A 16861-nucleotide genomic window follows, 5' to 3' on the forward strand; every position below is an offset into this window, starting at 1 on the left:
TGCCGAACGCTGCGCGCATCGCGAGGGCATTCACCACGATTGCCAACATTCACGCTCGGGGGTATGGATGAACAAGTCGGAACTGATCGATCACATCGCGGAGCAGGCGGATTTGTCGAAGGCAGCAGCAGGGCGCGCGCTCGATGCGTTGATCGCAGGGGTCAAGAACACGTTGAAAAAGGGCGATTCGGTCACGCTCGTCGGGTTCGGCACGTTTGCGGTCGGTAAGCGGACGGCCCGCACCGGGCGCAATCCGCGCACGGGCGCTGCGATCAAGATCGGTGCGGCGAAGGTTCCGAAGTTCAGGCCTGGCAAAGCGCTGAAAGATGCGCTAAACTAGCGGGCTCGCTGATTGAGTAGACAATGCTTTCAGCGAGAAATCCGCAAGCCGTGGCATTGAGTCAGCTCGAACGAGCGAGCAATGTGTCACACAGCGCGAACGGGTGCTTAGCTCAGTTGGTAGAGCGGCGCCCTTACAAGGCGTAGGTCGGGAGTTCGAGCCTCTCAGCACCCACCATTCCGTTCGCGTTTTTGCTCCAGGCAGTTCCATGGTGTTCTGCTGCAGTACCCCGAAACCCGCACAGCTATAGGCTCTGCGGGTTTTTTGTTGCCGCCGCGCGATATCACCCCAACCCCAACGGCTCCCTGTAGCTGCGCGCCTGCTCCTCGATCCACTCACGAAACGCGCCGAGCGGCGCGCTGTCCGATTTCTGCTCCGGATAGATGAGGTAGTACGACCGGTCGCTCAGATAGTCATGCTGCGCGACCGGAATCAAAATGCCGCGCCTCAACTCGTCCTCGATCAAAAGACGTGGGATGAGGGCAATCCCGATTCCCTGAATGGCCGCTTCCGTCTGCATCGAAAAGAGCTCGAATCTCGGCCCCGACATATCGCCTTCGACCCGCATGCCGCGTGACGCGAACCAGTCGCGCCACGCATACGGCCGCGTGCTCTGCTGCAGCAGGCGATGGCGGGACCAGTCGGACGCCTTGAGTCTTTGCCGCGGCGCAATGAGCTGGGGACTGCAGACGGCGATCAAGCTCTCGCGCATCAGAAAGCGGCTTGCGGTGCCAGGCCACGTCGCCGGGCCGGCGTAGAGCGCGGCGTCGAAATCGGTGTCGCCGAACAGGAACGGGCGCGTGCGTGTGCTGAGATTGACCGTGATGTCCGAATGAGCCGCCATGAACATCGACATGCGCGGGAGCAGCCATTTCGTCGCAAACGTAGGTACGACCGCGACTTCCAGCGTGCCTCCCTTGCCGCCTCTGCCCATCAATTCCACCGTATCGCGTTCGACATCGTCGAGGCGGGAGGCCACCTTTCGGCTATAGGCAACACCGGCTTCGGTCAGCGCCACGCCGCGGCGATCCCGGCGAAACAACTTGAGGCCAAGGAAATCCTCCAACGAAGCAATCTGCCTGCAGACAGCGCTTTGCGTCACCGCCAGCTCATCCGCAGCTTTCGTGAAGCTCTGGTGGCGTGCCGCCGCTTCGAACGCGGACAGTGCGAGGGTGGACGGAATCTTTCTACGCATGGTGCTGGACCCCTTGTCGGATGACCTGTGCAATTTTCGCACAGGATGCTGACAACAAATCGTTTGCTCGAGCGGAATGCTGCCGATAGATTGATGGAACGATCAACATTCCGAGCGCCAGAAATGAGTCAACAGCACAAGTCTTCGTCGTTTCAATGGGATGACCCTTTACTGCTGACGCAGCAGTTGAGCGAAGAAGAGCGGATGGTCGCCGAGTCGGCGCGATCCTATTGTCAGGAGCGTCTCGCGCCGCGCGTGCTCGAAGCGTTTCGCAATGAGCAGACAGATCCGGCCATCTTTCGCGAGATGGGCGAACTCGGGCTGCTCGGCGTGACGATCCCGGAAGCTTACGGTGGCGCGGGTCTCAACTATGTCTGCTATGGTCTCGTGGCGCGCGAAGTGGAGCGCGTTGATTCGGGCTATCGCTCGATGATGAGCGTCCAGTCTTCGCTCGTCATGGTGCCCATCAATGCGTTCGGCAGCGAAGCCGTCAAACAGAAATATCTGCCGAAGCTCGCCGCGGGAGAATGGATCGGCTGTTTCGGCTTGACGGAGCCGAATCATGGCTCGGACCCTGGAAGCATGGTGACGCGAGCGCGAAGGGTAGCGGGCGGTTACCAACTGACGGGCAACAAGATGTGGATCACCAACAGCCCGATCGCTGACGTGTTCGTCGTTTGGGCGAAGGACGACGAAGGTGCGATTCGCGGCTTCGTGCTCGAAAAAGGCTGGAAGGGACTGTCCGCGCCCGCGATTCATGGGAAGGTTGGATTGCGGGCATCGATTACGGGCGAGATTGTCATGGACGAGGTATTCTGCCCGGAAGAGAACGCGTTCGCGGATGTGCGCGGCTTGAAGGGCCCCTTCACGTGTCTGAACAGCGCGCGTTACGGTATCGCGTGGGGCGCGCTCGGAGCAGCCGAAGATTGCTGGCACCGCGCGCGTCAATACGTGCTGGATCGGAAGCAATTCGGCAAGCCCCTCGCCGCGAACCAGTTGATCCAGAAGAAGCTCGCGGATATGCAAACCGACATTGCGCTCGGTTTGCAGGGCTGCTTGCGGCTCGGCCGCATGAAGGACGAAGGGACGGCCTCAGTCGAGATCACATCCATCATGAAGCGAAATTCGTGCGGCAAGGCGCTCGACATCGCCCGCATGGCGCGCGATATGCTCGGCGGAAACGGCATCAGCGACGAGTTCGGCGTCGCTCGCCATCTCGTGAACCTCGAAGTCGTCAACACCTATGAAGGGACGCACGACATTCACGCGCTGATTCTCGGGCGCGCCATCACCGGCATCGCCGCTTTCTAACAGCAATGAACGAAATCCTGCAACCGGGGGCGCTCGCCGGCGTACGCGTTCTCGATCTTTCGCGCGTGCTCGCGGGCCCGTGGGCCGGTCAGTTGCTTGCCGACTTGGGCGCCGATGTCGTCAAGGTCGAGCGTCCGGGCGCGGGCGATGATACGCGCGCGTGGGGGCCGCCGTGGTTGAATGATCCCGAGGGACAATCGACCGGCGAAGCGGCCTACTACCTGAGCGCCAACCGCAACAAGCGATCGGTGACGATCGATCTGGCCGGCCCGGAAGGCCAAGGTCTCGTGCGGCAACTGGCGAGCAAGGCGGATGTGTTGCTCGAGAACTTCAAGGTGGGCGGCCTCTCGCAATATGGGCTCGACTACGCCAGCCTCAAAGCGATCAATCCACGACTCGTCTATTGCTCGATTACCGGATTTGGACAGACGGGGCCTTACTCGTCGCGCGCCGGCTACGACTTCCTGATCCAAGGCATGGGCGGTTTGATGAGCCTCACCGGCCGTGCCGACGGCACGGAGGGCGCGGGCCCGCTCAAGGTCGGCGTCGCGTTGACGGACATCATGACGGGGCTGTACGCGACGGTTGCGGTGCTGGCCGCATTGAAGCGTCGGGAGCAGTCCGGGGAAGGGCAGCATATCGATCTTGCGTTGCTCGACGTACAGATCGCGTGTCTGGCGAATCAAGCGGCCAACTACTTGGTGAGCGGTGTCGCGCCACGGCGTATGGGCAATGCGCATCCGAACATCGTCCCGTACCAGGAGTTTCCGACAGCCGACGGGTACATGATCGTGGCAGTCGGCAACGACAGTCAGTTCGCGAGCCTGTGCAAGACGCTGGGCAAGCCTGAATGGTCCGGTGACGAGCGCTTTGCCACCAATCCCCAGCGCGTGAAGCACAGGAACGAGCTCATTGCGCTGATTCACGGCATGACCGTGCGCCGTACGACCGACGAGTGGGTTGCCGCGATGGAAGCGGCCGGCGTGCCCTGCGGCCCGATCAATACGCTCGATCGCGTGTTCTCGGATCCTCACGTGCAGGCGCGCGGAATGCGCATCGAGATGTCTCATCCATTGGCGAAGCAGGTGCCGCTAGTGGCGAACCCGATTCGGCTGTCGGAGTCGCCCGTGCAGTATCGGCACGCACCGCCGACGCTCGGCCAGCATACCGACGAAGTATTGTCGGATTGGCTTGGCGCAACCGCCGCGGAAATCGATGCGTTACACGCCAAGCGCGCGATATGAATAGGCGGACGATGGGCATTGGCGGCGCGGGACAGACGTGGCGTGGGATCGCGCACGTCCCTGCGATATGAGCACAATGCAGCAAGCTCGGCGGGATGCCGCCGCGGCGGCCAATGCCGAAGATGCGTCGACTTGGCGCTGGTTTTCGGCACTGCTCGAAGAGCGACGCATCCGCTGGCGCTTTGCGTTCGGCAGGTGGGTCGTGACTGTCGATCGGGCGCAGGTCGCTTCCGAACTGACCTTCTATGACGCAATTCGCACGGCGAAGGACGAAGCCGGGCAGCGCGGAGTCGGGCAGTTCGACGCATGGGCGGATCGACGGCGGCGTTCGACGTCAGCCGAAAACCGACGCAAGGTCGGGCACGACACTTTCCCCCATTAGCCTGCACGCATCGTTTCACCTTGTTTTCTAGCGAACTTTCGCCGTTTTCCAGGCGCCGTTGACGAGCGCGCCGCAAACACACGTAAACACTGACCACGATTTGCCCCCGAGGGCATTGACCGTTGCTGACGTTCCCATAGAATATGCACAAAACACGTTGTTACGTGTAAGTTAGTTGTATATGCATATACGTTCATGCGATCGACCTCGGAGGAGACAATAGTGAAGAAGCGGATCATGGCTGCGGCGACCATCGCAGCGGGAACGTGCGCCGGTATCGTGCCAAGTGCGCACGCTCAGAGTAGCGTGACGCTGTGGGGCTTGCTCGATGCAGGTGTGTCTTACATCAGCAATATCGGCGGGCATTCGGCGTGGAGGCTCGACGACGGCATTGCGCTGCCGAATCTAGTGGGTTTCAAGGGCAGCGAAGATCTCGGTAACGGCACGCACGCGGTCTTCGAGTTGGTGACGCAGTTCACGTTGCAGGGCAATCTCGTAGCACAGGCGACGAACGGAAGCGGAACGGGAACGGGGCTTTTCGCTCGCAACGCCTGGGTTGGCCTCGATAACGATCGGTACGGGAAGCTCACGTTGGGGCGGCAGTACGACTTCATGGTCGAGACGCTCTTTCGTGACGTCGGCACGGACATCGCGATGTATGGCGGGGGCTTCTATCAGTTTCGCGACGGTCCATTCGCCAAGCTGGGCATTCCGGACTCACCGCCCGACGAAGCGTTCGACTTCGATCGCATGAACGGCGATACGCCGTTGAACAACGCTGTCAAATACACGAGCCCGCTCTTCGGTGGGCTGCGGTTCGGGGGCATGTATGCCTTTGGCGGCACTGCGGGAAATTTTCGTCAAAACAGCGCGGACAGTGTCGGTGCGAGCTATGCGGCCGGGCCGTTCGCCTTCGGCGCGGCTTATACGGATGTCCGCTATGCCGTGCTGCTCGGCGACAGCATCCGCAACTTCGGTCTGGGCGCGAAATATAAGGGGGGCAAGCTGCTGTTGACGGCACTCTTCACGAATACTCGCAATTCGCGAAACGGTGCGGCTGTCAACGCCGCGGAAGCAGGGGCGCTTTACAGCTTCACGTCCGCATTCTCAACGAGCTTCGCCTATACCTACATGTGGGGCAATGCAGGCGTCGATCACAATCATGCGCATCAGTTCGGCGCGGTGGCCAAGTACTTCCTGTCAAAGCGCACCGCGGTCTACGTGCAAGGCGCCTATCAGCTGACCAACGCGGGCGCTAATGCGGTAATCAACGGGACGTTCGGCCCCTCGAGCAGTCGCTCGCAGTTCGTCGGCCGGATCGGTATGCAGACGGTGTTTTGATGAAACGTCTATCGGCGAGGCGATGCACTGCCTCGTCGATATTGCGGCAATGGAATGCCGCACGGTCTCGAATCAGCGTGACACTTGCTTACTGCACCGTGGCCAATTGCCGTTCGAGCGCAGCGGCGACGCGTGCCAGGGTGCCTTCGATATGCTTGCGCAAGAGCCGCGAGGCCTTTTCCGTGTCTCGGTCGATCGCGGCCTTCATGAGTGCTTCGTGCTCGCTGTTCTTGTGGCGCTCTTCAGTCCGGTGCAGCGCGGAATAGCGGCGATAACGTTCTGCGCGATCGAAGAGCGAGGCGATCATATTCGAGAGTAGGGCGCTCGGTGTCGCCGATAGCAGCGCCATGTGATAGGCGCGGTGGCGCTCTGACCAGTCGTCGTCGAGCGCGACAGGGCCCGAGCCGAGACGCTTTTCGGCGAGGCTCAATCGATGAAATGCCGTCAGCACGGCCACTTCCCATTCTTCGCCGCCGTGCTCGATGGAATCGCTGAGCGCTTCACGTTCGAGCAGCACGCGCATCCGCGTGATGTCTTTGAAGTCGTCGAGGCTGATGGGGGCGACCCAGAAGCCGCGATTTTCCGTCGCTTGGACGATGCCGTCTTGCGCAAGCCGGTTCAAGGCTTCTCGAATCGGCGAGCTACTGAGCCCATATGCCTTCGAAAGGCTTTCGACCTTGAGCCGGCTGCCCGGAGCGAGCTCGCAGCGGATGATGGACGTCTTCATCCGGGCGAAGGCAACGTCAATCAGCGGTGCACCGTTCGAGACGGGTGTCGAGTCCATGGGTGTTAGTTGACTACGGATTGGTCTATGACGTCGATTTTATGCGCAAAACATAGCGATATGCAAGGTTGCAATCTTTCACGGCCGAGCGACAGCGCGAGGGTCATCGATCCCTCGCGCTACACGGGTGGCATTGCGGATCAAGCGCAGGCGGAAGCGGCCGGATTCTCGTGTGGCGTACCCGCTCTGAGCGCCGCGGCCAGCTCGCGGATCATTGCGCATGCGTCTTCGGCTTGGTGGCAAGCCCCATACACATAATGATCGGGTCGAGCAATCACCGCGCTGCAAGCATGCCGTCGCATCCAACCCACGAGCATGCCGTCCGAATCCTGGCAGGTGTACGGCGGTGCGTTCGGCCCGGGCGGCTCTGTGCCGATCACGACCAACTCGACCGGGATGTCGCGCACGGCATCGCATTCCGCTGCGATACGCTCGATGACGGCCGCATCGGCGTCATCCTGGACAACGAGGCGAAACGTCGCGCCGGTCGCTTGATCGAGCAGGCATTGACGACCGTCCGGCAACTTGACGAGCGGCTGCGGAAACAGTTGACCGCGCGGTCCGTGAGCCGACGCGGACAAAAAGCCTGCGGCGAGTCCGGGAATCAACGATTGCCGCACCGTACCGCGCGGATTCGCCGCCATTTCCTCGAGCAAGCGTTGATCCCGTTGGCGCGCGGCGGCCGGATCGCGCTCGCAGATCAGCTTGCCCAGCGATTTTGTGACAAGCGTCGTCTGCTTGACATGCGGGAGTCGCTCGGCCTGATAGGTATCGAGTAGGAGAGGGCCGGCGGTGCCGCGGTTGACGAGCGAGAGCTTCCAGATCAGATTGGCCGCATCGCGAATCCCTTGGCACATCCCCTGCGCCAGAAACGGTGGGGTCATATGCGCGGCATCGCCGAGAAAGAATATGCGGCCGGAGCGCCATTGGCGCAGGACGAGCGCATGGAAACGGTAGGACGAGGCGCGCCAGATGTCGTACTCGCTTTCGTCGAGCCAGCGCGAAATGAGCCGGCGAACGAACGCGGGTTCCATGACCTGCGTCGGCGATTCGCCGGCATTGATCATGAATTCCCAGCGCCGAACTTGGCCGGGCCCGACCACGAACGTGCAAGGGCGCTCAATTTCGCAATATTGGACATTCGTCGTCGGTAAGCTCGCGCCGCACCCGTCTTTGAGGACGACGTCGACGACGAGCCACGGTTCGTCGAAGTCGAGGTCTTCCATCTCGAGACCAAGCCCCGTTCGGATCGGGCTCGCTCCGCCGTCGCATGAGAGCACGTAGCGCGATCGATACGTGCGCGATGCATTCGACTCGCTCGGCGACTCGACGACCATCACCGATGCCCCATCTTCGCCAGACGTCACGGCGTCGACGTGCGCGCCGAGCTTGACCGTCACCGAGGGGAAGCGGGCGAGATTTTCGCGCAGTGCACTTTCGATCTGGGGCTGCATGAATACGTAGTTGGGCGCCCAGCCCAATTGGAACGGTGCCTCTGCCGCCTCGATGCGCCGAATCACGCTTGAATCCGTCGTCCGATATTCGGACGGTCGATAGGGCATCACGTACGGTGCGATCTTATCGGCGAGCCCCAAGTCGCCGAAGATGCGCATGACTTCCTGATCGAAGCCCATTGCGCGCGGCTTGTCGAAGACCGTCAGGGACTTTTCGAGCACGAGCGTGCGCAACCCGGCCTCGCCGGCCAGATTCGCGGCGACGGCGCCCACCGGACCGAGCCCGACGATGATCAAATCGAAGTCCACGTCTCCTCCTTATCGAATACTGTTCCGCAAGCACACGCGAGACGCATCGCACCTACGCATCGAACGCCACCCGCTGGGCGGCAATGCGCGCGCGCATCTCGGCTATCCAGGCTTCGCGCGACAAAAAGCCGGGGCGGCGGCGGCACATGGCTTCGGTTCGCTGGAGGATTTCATCTGCGGAAAGATCGAGGTTCAGCGGCTCGCGGCACGGTTGTGCCGTGAAGAACGGGCTGTCGACATACAACTCGAGCGGATTGCCCTCGGGATCCTTGAAGTAGATCGACCATGCGTTGCCGTGATCGACTTGCTCGATCCCTTGAACGCCGGCGCTCACGGCGCGCCGGTAGTAAGACTGCAGATCGGTGAGCGATTCGAGCAACAGCGAGAGCTGATTGACGGGATTGAACGGCAGTTCGGTTGGCTTCCCGTCAAAGAGCACGAGCTGATGATGGATCTGGGGATCCTGCGTCATGAAGTACAGACGGTGGCCGGTCGAGGCAACCCCTTTGTCGCTGACGACGAAACCAAGAAACTTGCGGTAGTAGTCGACCATCTTCTCGAGGTCGCTGCAGAAGATCCCGCAATGCGTGAACTGAATTTTGGGTAGTGCCGCCATGCCTGTCTCCGGATGTCTCTTTTGGTCTGGTTCACGTTCACGCGTTCACGCTTCGTCCGCGACGGGGTTCGAGAGTGTACCGATGCCCGGAATGACGACGTCGAACGTATCCCCCGGCTTCAGGAAGATCGGCGGCTGACGTTTGAAGCCGATTCCGCTCGGGGTGCCGGTCGCCAGGATGTCACCGGGCTGCCAGTCGAGCGCCTGCGATACGTAAGCGATTAAGCCGGGAATGTCGAACGCGAGCTCGGAGAGCTTTCCCGTCTGCAAACATTCGCCGTTGAGCGATCCTTGGATCGAGAGATCGCGATAGTCGCGGATTTCGTCGGCGGTGACAAGCCACGGACCGAGCGAACCCGTACCGCGGAAGTTCTTGCCCATCCCGTACTGGTGAGTATGGAATTGCCAGTCGCGCACGCTCGCGTCGTTGAAACAGGTATAGCCGGCGACGTGATCCATGGCGTCTTCCGGCTTGATGTGCGAGCCGCCCTTGCCGATCACGACAGCCAGCTCCGCTTCGAAGTCGAATTGATTCGACACGCGCGGACGGATGATCGGAGCGCCGTGCGCGACCAGCGTTTGCGCGAAGCGGTGGAAGATGACTGGGTGTTGGCCCACGGTGCGGCCGGCCTCCGCGGCATGCGCGACATAGTTGATGCCAACGCAAATGACCTTGCTCGGGTTGGGAATGACCGGTTCGAGCGCGAGCGCCGCGAGCGCAAAGTCGGGCGATGCTGTATCGACGAGCCGCCGCGCGTGCGCGAGCTCGGCTGGGTTCGATACGAGCGCGGCGAGATCGGCAACGGCCGACAGACGCTTCGTCAAATCGACGACGCCGTCGTCCTTGACCGCGCCGAACCCCGATCGGCCTTGATTTCGGTACGAGACCAATTTCATACGTTCGACTCCTTTAGGGCATAAAAGATATTTTTGTGCATATTACACCGCGATGGATATAATGCAAGCGCCGGTGTGCGATACGGCGCCACCGTCGGAAGTCGATGCGAACTATTTCCTCGGAGCTGCGGATGTCGCTAGTGAATGTAAGAAAGGTCAAGCTGGACGTCGAAGAGGTCTGGCACGAGGGCGGTGACCGCCTGGGAGAGCCGTTGTTGGTCGCCGTGGCAACGGCGATCGTCGCCAATCCTTACGCGGGGCGGTACGAGCCGGATCTATTGCCGTTCATGAGCGAATTGCGTCAGCTCGGGGCTGAGCTGTCGTCGCGTCTCGTGACTCAGTTGGGCGGCGCGTCGAAAGTCGAGGCCTATGGGAAGGGCGCCATCGTCGGTGAAGACGGCGAACTCGAGCACGGGGCCGTTTGGCACGAGGCGGGCGGATGGGCCATGAGGGAAACGCTGGGCGCGCCGAAGGCGATCGTGCCGTCCGCAAAAACGATCGGTGCAGTCGGCACGCGCCTGATGGTTCCGCTTGGCCACATTCAGGCTGCCTATGTGCGAAGCCATTACGGAACATGCGAGGTCACGGTATGGGACGGCCCGCGTCGCAACGAAATCGCCTTTGCGCTGGCCATGGCGACGGGCGGGCGCGTTCATGCGCGGCTGGGTGGATTGCAGGCATCGGAAGTCAAAGGGCTGGACGGCCTGCGCTAGCGTTCACGTAAACGCTGATTCTCTTTGTGCACAAAAAATAATACTGTGCACGCACAGATAAAACAGGAGACAAACGATGACGACGAAGATGATGCGGGCGGCGCGCATGCACCATGTAGGCGAGCCCATGGTGGTGGAGCATATTCCCGTGCCGTCGCCGCGCCCGACCGACGTGCTCGTGCAAGTGAAGGCATGTGGGATCGTCCCGAATCTCGGCAACGTCTTGAGCAATTGGGAGAAGTGGTTCCCGCATCTTCCGTTGCCGAAGCTGCCGGCAATTTTCGGTCTCGATGCGACTGGGGTCGTCGCGGAGGTGGGAAGTCAAGTTCATGCGTTCAATCCGGGCGATCGCGTCTATGTGAACCCCGCTCGCTATTGCGGAGGGTGTCGAGCTTGCCGTTCCGGTGACACGACGGCGTGTCCCTACTACACGTTCAACGGCTATTTCGGATTCAGCGAACGCTCGCAGGCAATATTCGACGACTACCCGTACGGCGGGCTGTGCGAATACATGACAGCTCCGCAATATAGTCTCGTGAAGATTCCTGACAACCTTAGTCACGAAACCGCCGCGCGGTTCGGCTACTTGGGCACGGCGTATCGGGCGCTGAAAAAGGCGGAAGTCGGGCCCAGCAGCACGATTCTCGTGAGCGGCATCAGCGGCACGCTCGGTATCGGCGTGGCTCTCTTCGGGCTCGCGATGGGAGCGAAGAAGATTCTCGGCACGGCGCGTAACCGCGAACTCCTGCAGCGCGTCAAAGCCATTGCGCCGGAGCGCATCGAAGTCATGTCGTTGGATGATGGCTCGGTCAGCGAATGGGCCGCGCGGGTTACACGAGGTGCCGGTATCGATGCAGTCATCGATGCATTGGGACCGGGCGCGCCGCAGGAGACGCTGCGCGAAACGCTCAAGACGCTGCGACGCGGAGGTCATCTGATCAACATCGGTGCCGTGGCGGGCGAAGTCCCGATCAACCTGCACTATATGATGGACAACGATCAGCGCTTCAGCGGCTCGGCTTGGTTCACAGCGGGTCAAGGCCAGGAGATGGCCGATATGGTGGAGTCGGGCGTCGTCGATTTGTCTGTATTCGAACATTGCATCTTCAAGCTCGAAGACATCAACACTGCGCTCGGTGGTATCGAGAATCGCAACGGCGGCTTCAGCAACTACGTGATTTGCCCTTGAGCATGGACGTGCGTGCCAGCCCGTCGCGATGACCCGCCGCGCCTGGCGCATCCAAAATTTTCCTCTCTTCCGTCGAGTCAATTTCATGCATATCAGACGAGTCGTAACCGGTCATGACGACAGCGGCCGGTCCGTCTTGCTTTACGACGGTCCAACGCCGCGTACCGTCGCGTTCCAATCGATTCCGGGGCACGCGTTCGCTCAAGTATGGAGGACAGCGGGATCGCCGGTTTTGCCCGCGAGCGATGCCGATCCTACCGAAGGGCAGACCAACTTGCTTCCTCCGGCGGGCGGAACGAGTCTGCTGATCGTCACATTTCCGCCGGACAGCACGATGGGCGCACCGGATTTCGATCCTGTCGCGGCGGGTGAAGAATGCATCACGCGCATGCCGGATCTCGCCAGCACGTTCGAGCCTGATTGCCCGGGCATGCATTCGACCGATACGGTCGATTATGCGATCGTCCTGTCCGGTGAAATTTGGCTGGAGGTCGATGATGGAAACGAGACTTTGTTGCGCCCGACGGATGTCGTCGTGCAACAGGGCACGCGGCACGCATGGCGCAACAAAAGTCATGCGCCCGCGCTCGTGGCGTTTTTCATGGTCGGCGCCAGTCGCCCGAAGAGCGGGACAGCGCTGTGAGTAGAGCGGAACTGGAGCATGCCTTGACGACGGAACCCCTCGATAGCCGCATTCGGCAGCAATTGTTGACGCATGCGCGCAGTCAGAACGCCTGGCTCGCGCGCCCGGTATCCGACGAACTGCTGCGCGAGTTGTATGAATTGGCCAAGTGGGGCCCAACGAGCATGAATTGCTCGCCGATGCGAGTGACGTTCGTGCGTTCGGGGGATCAGCGCGCGAAGCTGGTATCGGCCGTCTCGCCGGGCAACGTCGAGAAAGTTCGGACGGCGCCCGTCGTAGCGATCATCGCCCACGATACCTCGTTTTACGAGCACCTTCCTAAGCTGTTTCCGCACCGTCCCAGTGTTGGCGATCTCTTTCGCGATCGACCTGAGTTCGCCGAAGAAACCTGCTTGCGCAACAGTTCGCTGCAGGGCGGATACTTCATTCTGGCTGCGCGCATGCTCGGTCTCGACTGCGGACCGCTGTCTGGCTTCGATGCGCGGCTCATCGATTCGTTTTTTTTCGCCGGCACTTCGTTGAGCGTGAACTTCCTCTGCTGCCTCGGCTATGGCGATCCGGCCGGGCTGTTCCCGCGCAGTCCTCGCTTCGATTTCGACGAAGCCTGCGTGATCGTCTAGCTTGTCAGAGCGGTTTGCGGCCGCTCCTTTCCCGTTTCTGGCTCTGTCTGCCTCTACTGAGGGCTTAGTAAATCCCCTAGTATCCGCTCGTCATCCAAGATGGTGTACTCATTATACCAGTAGCGCTTGCGCGACTCGCAGGCCATAAGGACACGGAGACGACGGGATGCACGCAACGAAGCGGGAGCAGTCGGTCGAGCGATCGGCCATACGGAAGGTGGCGACACGTCTGGTGCCGTTCGTGGCGTTGATGTTCTTCATCAACTTCCTCGACCGGACCGCCATCTCATTTGCGGGGCCGAATGGTATGACGCGCGATCTCGGTCTCACCGCCGCCCAGTTTGGCTTCGCCGCGGGCATTTTCTTCATCGGCTATATCTTTCTCGAGATCCCGAGCAACCTCGCGCTGCACAAGTTCGGCGCACGGCGCTGGCTTGCACGGATCATGGTGACGTGGGGCATCGTCTCGCTCCTCTTCACGTGGGTCAGCAGCGTGCCGGGGCTGTACTCGCTGCGCTTTCTTCTCGGCGTGGCGGAAGCGGGCTTCTTCCCTGGCGCGATCCTGTTCTTGAGCACATGGGTGCCGGCGCGCCATCGCAGCCATGTCCTGGCGCTCTTCTATCTGGCGCAGCCGCTGACGATCGTCATCGGCGCGCCGTTCGCGGCGCTGCTCATCGAGGCGCACGGGCTGTTCGGCCTCGAAGGGTGGCGAGTGATGTTCCTCGGTGTGGCGCTTCCCGCCATCGTGATCGGCTTGATCGCCTGGTTCTATCTCGCCGATCGTCCCGCGCAGGCCGCTTGGCTGACCAAGGCGGAGCGGGACTGGCTCGATGCGGAATTGAAAGCGGAGGAACGATCGAAAATCGAAGGACAGACGCCGCACGTGTCGCGTGCCGGTCTTGCGCTGCGTGACGGCCGGGTCTGGAAGTTCGCGCTCATCTACTTCGGTTTGATCTACGGCCTGTACGCGCTCGCGTTCTTTTTGCCGACGATCGTCGCCGGCTTCGAAGGGCGCTTCGGCACGCACTTCAACGTGTTCCAGAAGGGGCTCATCACCGCCATTCCGTATTTGCCGGCCGCGGTCGCGCTTTATCTCTGGAGCCGCGATGCGACACGGCGCGGCGTGCGCTCGTGGCATATCGCGATCCCTTCGCTGACCGGTGCGCTCAGCATTCCGGCCGCGCTTTACATGCAGTCGACGGCGGCCAGTGTGGCGGTCGTCACGATCACGGCTTGTGCGATTTTTTCCGCGCTGCCCACTTTCTGGGCCTTGCCCGCGCGCCATCTGTCGGGCGCCGCGGCGGCGGCCGGGATTGCGCTCATCAATACGGTCGGCAATCTCGCGGGCTTCGTCGCGCCCTATGTCACTGGGGCAGTGAAAGACGCGACCGGTTCGTACCAGGCGCCCATGTTCATCGTCGGCGCTTTGATGCTGCTCTCCGCGTTACTCGCCTCGGTAGGTGGCGCACGCGCCGCCGCGTCGGGCGACGAAGCATCCCCCGCCGGGCTCGCGGCAGAAGCGCCTACGAAATAACCATCGGTATTCGAACTTACTCTCCACCGGAGAACGAAATGAACGAGAAGATCGCGCTATTCGGCGCGGGCGGCAAGATGGGCTATCGCCTGACGAACAATCTGCTGAAATCGGACTATCGCGTCGCGCACGTCGAGGTCAGCGAGGGCGGACGCAAGCGGCTAAAAGTCGAGCTCGGCGTCGAATGCGTCAGTGTCGACGCAGCGCTCGATGGGGCCGACGTCGTGATTCTGGCCGTACCCGACACGTTGATCGGGAAGCTGAGCCATGAGATTGCACCGAAGCTGCCGGCCGGCACGATGGTGATGACGCTCGATGCGGCCGCCCCCTTCGCGGGCCACCTGCCTGATCGGAAAGACCTCGTCTATTTCGTCGCTCACCCTTGTCATCCGCTGATCTTCAATGACGACGCCGATCCGAAGGCACGACGCGATTTTTTCGGCGGCGCCTATGCCAAGCAATCGATCACGAGCGCGTTGATGCAGGGCCCCGAGGAGGCCTTCGATCTCGGCGAGCAGGTGGCGAAAACGATCTACGCGCCGATCCTGCGTTCTTATCGCCTGAGCGTCGAGCAGATGGCCTTGCTCGAGCCCGGGCTTTCGGAAACGGTGTGCGCGACGCTGCTCGACGTCATGCGCGAAGCGATGGACGAGACGGTCAAGCGCGGCGTGCCTGCGCAAGCCGCACGCGATTTTCTGCTCGGCCATATGAACATTTTGGCGGCGGTCATCTTCAAGGAGATCCCGGGCGCATTCTCGGATGCCTGCAACAAGGCGATTACGTTCGGCAAGCCGCGGCTCATGCGGGACGACTGGAAGCAGGTGTTCGATCGCGAGGAAATCGCCGAGAGCATTCGGCGCATTACGTGACGCCGCAAAGAGCCCATCGAAATGCAAACGACCTGGCCCGAAGGCTTGCTGCTTGCCTACTACGGCGACGACTTCACGGGATCGACGGACGCGATGGAGGCGATGACGGCGGCGGGCGTGCCCACGCTGTTGTGCCTCGATACGCCGTCGCGCGAGCTGCTCGCGCGCTTTCCGGGCGTTCGCTGCGTGGGACTCGCGGGCTCCTCGCGCGGGCGCACGCCGCAATGGATGAGCGATACGTTGCCCGATGCGTTCGACGGTCTCGCGAAGCTGGGCGCGCCGATCTTGCAGTACAAGGTTTGCTCTACTTTCGATTCGTCACCCGAGGTCGGCTCGATCGGTCGCGCCATCGATATCGGCGTGAAGGCGATGAATGGCCGGTGGTCGCCGATGATTATCGGCGCCCCGCGGCTCAAGCGCTATCAAATGTTCGGCCATCTGTTCGCGGCGATCGACGGCGTAGGGTATCGGCTCGATCGCCATCCGACGATGTCGCGGCATCCGGTCACGCCGATGAACGAGGCCGACCTGCGCGTGCATCTCGCACGGCAGACCGATAAACGCATCGAGCTCGTCGACATGGTGCGCCTGCGATCGTCGGACGCGTTGCCGTTCGTCAATCGAATCGCCGGCAGCGACGTCCCTGTCGTGATGATCGACGTACTCGATGACGAAACGCTCGTCGAAGCGGGCAGGTTGGTCTGGGAAGGACGCGGCGACGGCGTCTTCACGGCGTCGTCATCGGGCCTGCAATATGCGCTCGCGGCTTGGTGGCGCAGCTGCGGCATGCTGCCCGCGTCACCGTCTCTGCCGGTGGCGGACGCGGTCGATGCCATCGCTGTCGTGAGCGGCAGCTGTTCGCCCGTGACGGCCGAGCAGATTTGTTGGGCCCGCGCGAACGGGTTTCATGTGGCTCGACTCGATCTGAGGCGTGCGCTCGATCGCGAGAGCGGAGGGGCCGAAGCCGAGCACCATGTTCGCCAGGCCGCCAAAGCGCTTGCGCAAGGGCGAAGCGTCGTCGTGCACAGCGCCGAAGGCCCTGATGACCCCGATGTGCTCGGCTTCGATGCGATTGCGCGAGCGGCCGGCATGACGCGTCACGATGCGGCGCGCCGCGTGGGCTCGACGCTCGCGGACATCATGCGACGCCTGCTCGACGAGACTGCGCTCAGGCGCGTGGTCGTGGCCGGCGGCGACAGTTCCGGCGAAGTGGCGAGCTCGCTCGGCATCACGGCGCTGAGCGTACTGGCCGCGATGGCGCCGGGTGCGCCGCTGTGTCGCGTCTGGTCCGATTCGCCGCGACGCGACGGGCTGGAGATCGTACTGAAGGGCGGCCAGATGGGCGAGGCTTCGTTTTTTGGCGCGTGCCTGAAGGGCACGATGCCGACACCATGAGACGGCACCGCGTTCGCGGGCGAAC

At 61.9% G+C, this 16861-nt stretch carries 17 protein-coding genes and 1 tRNA gene; 13 read left to right on the top strand and 5 right to left on the bottom strand.

Annotation, left to right across the window (positions count from 1 at the left end):
- Positions 1-67: 67 nt before the first annotated feature.
- Together C9I57_RS19545 and C9I57_RS19550 are read left to right on the top strand one after the other, a co-directional pair.
- A complete protein-coding gene (locus C9I57_RS19545; protein WP_018443457.1) occupies positions 68-340 on the top strand; it encodes an HU family DNA-binding protein in 273 nt (90 codons plus the stop codon).
- A 101-nt stretch (positions 341-441) separates the two neighbouring features.
- A tRNA-Val gene (locus C9I57_RS19550) sits at positions 442-517 on the top strand.
- 106 nt (positions 518-623) lie between these two features.
- On the opposite strand, the gene C9I57_RS19555 is transcribed toward C9I57_RS19550, so the two are convergent.
- Positions 624-1535, bottom strand: a complete 912-nt coding sequence (locus tag C9I57_RS19555; protein ID WP_107152274.1) for a LysR substrate-binding domain-containing protein — start codon at positions 1533-1535, stop codon at positions 624-626.
- 123 nt (positions 1536-1658) lie between these two features.
- On the opposite strand from C9I57_RS19555, the gene C9I57_RS19560 reads away from it, so the two are divergent.
- The 4 genes from C9I57_RS19560 (at position 1659) to C9I57_RS19575 (ending at position 5813) form a co-directional block, all read left to right on the top strand.
- Positions 1659-2846 carry an acyl-CoA dehydrogenase gene (locus tag C9I57_RS19560; protein ID WP_107152275.1) on the top strand — a complete coding sequence of 396 codons (1188 nt, stop codon included), beginning with the start codon at positions 1659-1661 and terminating at the stop codon, positions 2844-2846.
- A gap of 5 nt (positions 2847-2851) precedes the next feature.
- Positions 2852-4090, top strand: coding sequence for a CaiB/BaiF CoA transferase family protein (locus C9I57_RS19565; protein WP_107152276.1), 1239 nt, complete (start codon positions 2852-2854; stop codon positions 4088-4090).
- Positions 4091-4157: 67 nt separating this feature from the next.
- Complete coding sequence (locus C9I57_RS32800; protein ID WP_181321884.1) at positions 4158-4472, top strand: hypothetical protein; 315 nt, start codon at positions 4158-4160, stop codon at positions 4470-4472.
- Positions 4473-4694: 222 nt separating this feature from the next.
- Positions 4695-5813 (top strand): porin, encoded by a 1119-nt coding sequence (locus tag C9I57_RS19575; RefSeq protein WP_440130223.1) that lies wholly within the window; start codon positions 4695-4697, stop codon positions 5811-5813.
- 88 nt (positions 5814-5901) lie between these two features.
- Here C9I57_RS19575 and C9I57_RS19580 read toward each other — a convergent pair whose 3' ends face one another.
- The 4 genes from C9I57_RS19580 to C9I57_RS19595 form a co-directional block, all read right to left on the bottom strand.
- On the bottom strand, positions 5902-6597 hold the full coding sequence (locus tag C9I57_RS19580; protein ID WP_107152278.1) for a GntR family transcriptional regulator: 696 nt from the start codon (positions 6595-6597) through the stop codon (positions 5902-5904).
- Positions 6598-6737: 140 nt separating this feature from the next.
- On the bottom strand, positions 6738-8360 hold the full coding sequence (locus C9I57_RS19585; protein WP_107152279.1) for a bifunctional 3-(3-hydroxy-phenyl)propionate/3-hydroxycinnamic acid hydroxylase: 1623 nt from the start codon (positions 8358-8360) through the stop codon (positions 6738-6740).
- Positions 8361-8412: 52 nt separating this feature from the next.
- On the bottom strand, positions 8413-8976 hold the full coding sequence (locus tag C9I57_RS19590; protein WP_107152280.1) for a VOC family protein: 564 nt from the start codon (positions 8974-8976) through the stop codon (positions 8413-8415).
- A gap of 45 nt (positions 8977-9021) precedes the next feature.
- The gene (locus tag C9I57_RS19595) at positions 9022-9873 is read right to left on the bottom strand and encodes a fumarylacetoacetate hydrolase family protein (protein WP_107152281.1); all 852 of its coding nucleotides are present in this window, start codon (positions 9871-9873) and stop codon (positions 9022-9024) included.
- 131 nt (positions 9874-10004) lie between these two features.
- On the opposite strand from C9I57_RS19595, the gene C9I57_RS19600 reads away from it, so the two are divergent.
- The 7 genes from C9I57_RS19600 to oiaK all read left to right on the top strand — a co-directional run bounded on the left by C9I57_RS19600 (position 10005) and on the right by oiaK (position 16836).
- Entirely contained in the window at positions 10005-10586 is a 582-nt protein-coding gene (locus tag C9I57_RS19600) for an amino acid synthesis family protein (protein WP_107152282.1), read from the top strand.
- 76 nt (positions 10587-10662) lie between these two features.
- Entirely contained in the window at positions 10663-11775 is a 1113-nt protein-coding gene (locus C9I57_RS19605; protein ID WP_107152283.1) for an alcohol dehydrogenase catalytic domain-containing protein, read from the top strand.
- A gap of 85 nt (positions 11776-11860) precedes the next feature.
- Positions 11861-12418 carry a cupin domain-containing protein gene (locus tag C9I57_RS19610; RefSeq protein WP_107152360.1) on the top strand — a complete coding sequence of 186 codons (558 nt, stop codon included), beginning with the start codon at positions 11861-11863 and terminating at the stop codon, positions 12416-12418.
- Between the two features lie 23 nt (positions 12419-12441).
- Positions 12442-13038 (top strand): malonic semialdehyde reductase, encoded by a 597-nt coding sequence (locus tag C9I57_RS19615; RefSeq protein ID WP_107152284.1) that lies wholly within the window; start codon positions 12442-12444, stop codon positions 13036-13038.
- Positions 13039-13204: 166 nt separating this feature from the next.
- Entirely contained in the window at positions 13205-14572 is a 1368-nt protein-coding gene (locus C9I57_RS19620; RefSeq protein WP_107152285.1) for an MFS transporter, read from the top strand.
- A gap of 38 nt (positions 14573-14610) precedes the next feature.
- Complete coding sequence (locus C9I57_RS19625; protein ID WP_107152286.1) at positions 14611-15441, top strand: phosphogluconate dehydrogenase C-terminal domain-containing protein; 831 nt, start codon at positions 14611-14613, stop codon at positions 15439-15441.
- A 21-nt stretch (positions 15442-15462) separates the two neighbouring features.
- Positions 15463-16836, top strand: coding sequence for a 3-oxo-isoapionate kinase OiaK (gene oiaK / locus C9I57_RS19630; protein ID WP_107152287.1), 1374 nt, complete (start codon positions 15463-15465; stop codon positions 16834-16836).
- The last annotated feature ends 25 nt before the right edge of the window (positions 16837-16861 follow it).

This window comes from Trinickia symbiotica (assembly GCF_003028655.1).
GTDB lineage: Bacteria > Pseudomonadota > Gammaproteobacteria > Burkholderiales > Burkholderiaceae > Trinickia > Trinickia symbiotica_A.

Excerpts from the sequence above, each read along its gene's own strand:
- C9I57_RS19545 (WP_018443457.1), top strand. The coding sequence starts at position 68 with ATGAACAAGTCGGAACTGATCGATCACATCGCGGAGCAGGCGGATTTG.
- C9I57_RS19555 (WP_107152274.1), bottom strand. The coding sequence starts at position 1,535 with ATGCGTAGAAAGATTCCGTCCACCCTCGCACTGTCCGCGTTCGAAGCG.
- C9I57_RS19560 (WP_107152275.1), top strand. The coding sequence starts at position 1,659 with ATGAGTCAACAGCACAAGTCTTCGTCGTTTCAATGGGATGACCCTTTA.
- C9I57_RS19565 (WP_107152276.1), top strand. The coding sequence starts at position 2,852 with ATGAACGAAATCCTGCAACCGGGGGCGCTCGCCGGCGTACGCGTTCTC.
- C9I57_RS32800 (WP_181321884.1), top strand. The coding sequence starts at position 4,158 with ATGAGCACAATGCAGCAAGCTCGGCGGGATGCCGCCGCGGCGGCCAAT.
- C9I57_RS19580 (WP_107152278.1), bottom strand. The coding sequence starts at position 6,597 with ATGGACTCGACACCCGTCTCGAACGGTGCACCGCTGATTGACGTTGCC.
- C9I57_RS19590 (WP_107152280.1), bottom strand. The coding sequence starts at position 8,976 with ATGGCGGCACTACCCAAAATTCAGTTCACGCATTGCGGGATCTTCTGC.
- C9I57_RS19595 (WP_107152281.1), bottom strand. The coding sequence starts at position 9,873 with ATGAAATTGGTCTCGTACCGAAATCAAGGCCGATCGGGGTTCGGCGCG.
- C9I57_RS19600 (WP_107152282.1), top strand. The coding sequence starts at position 10,005 with ATGTCGCTAGTGAATGTAAGAAAGGTCAAGCTGGACGTCGAAGAGGTC.
- C9I57_RS19605 (WP_107152283.1), top strand. The coding sequence starts at position 10,663 with ATGACGACGAAGATGATGCGGGCGGCGCGCATGCACCATGTAGGCGAG.
- C9I57_RS19610 (WP_107152360.1), top strand. The coding sequence starts at position 11,861 with ATGCATATCAGACGAGTCGTAACCGGTCATGACGACAGCGGCCGGTCC.
- C9I57_RS19620 (WP_107152285.1), top strand. The coding sequence starts at position 13,205 with ATGCACGCAACGAAGCGGGAGCAGTCGGTCGAGCGATCGGCCATACGG.
- C9I57_RS19625 (WP_107152286.1), top strand. The coding sequence starts at position 14,611 with ATGAACGAGAAGATCGCGCTATTCGGCGCGGGCGGCAAGATGGGCTAT.
- oiaK (WP_107152287.1), top strand. The coding sequence starts at position 15,463 with ATGCAAACGACCTGGCCCGAAGGCTTGCTGCTTGCCTACTACGGCGAC.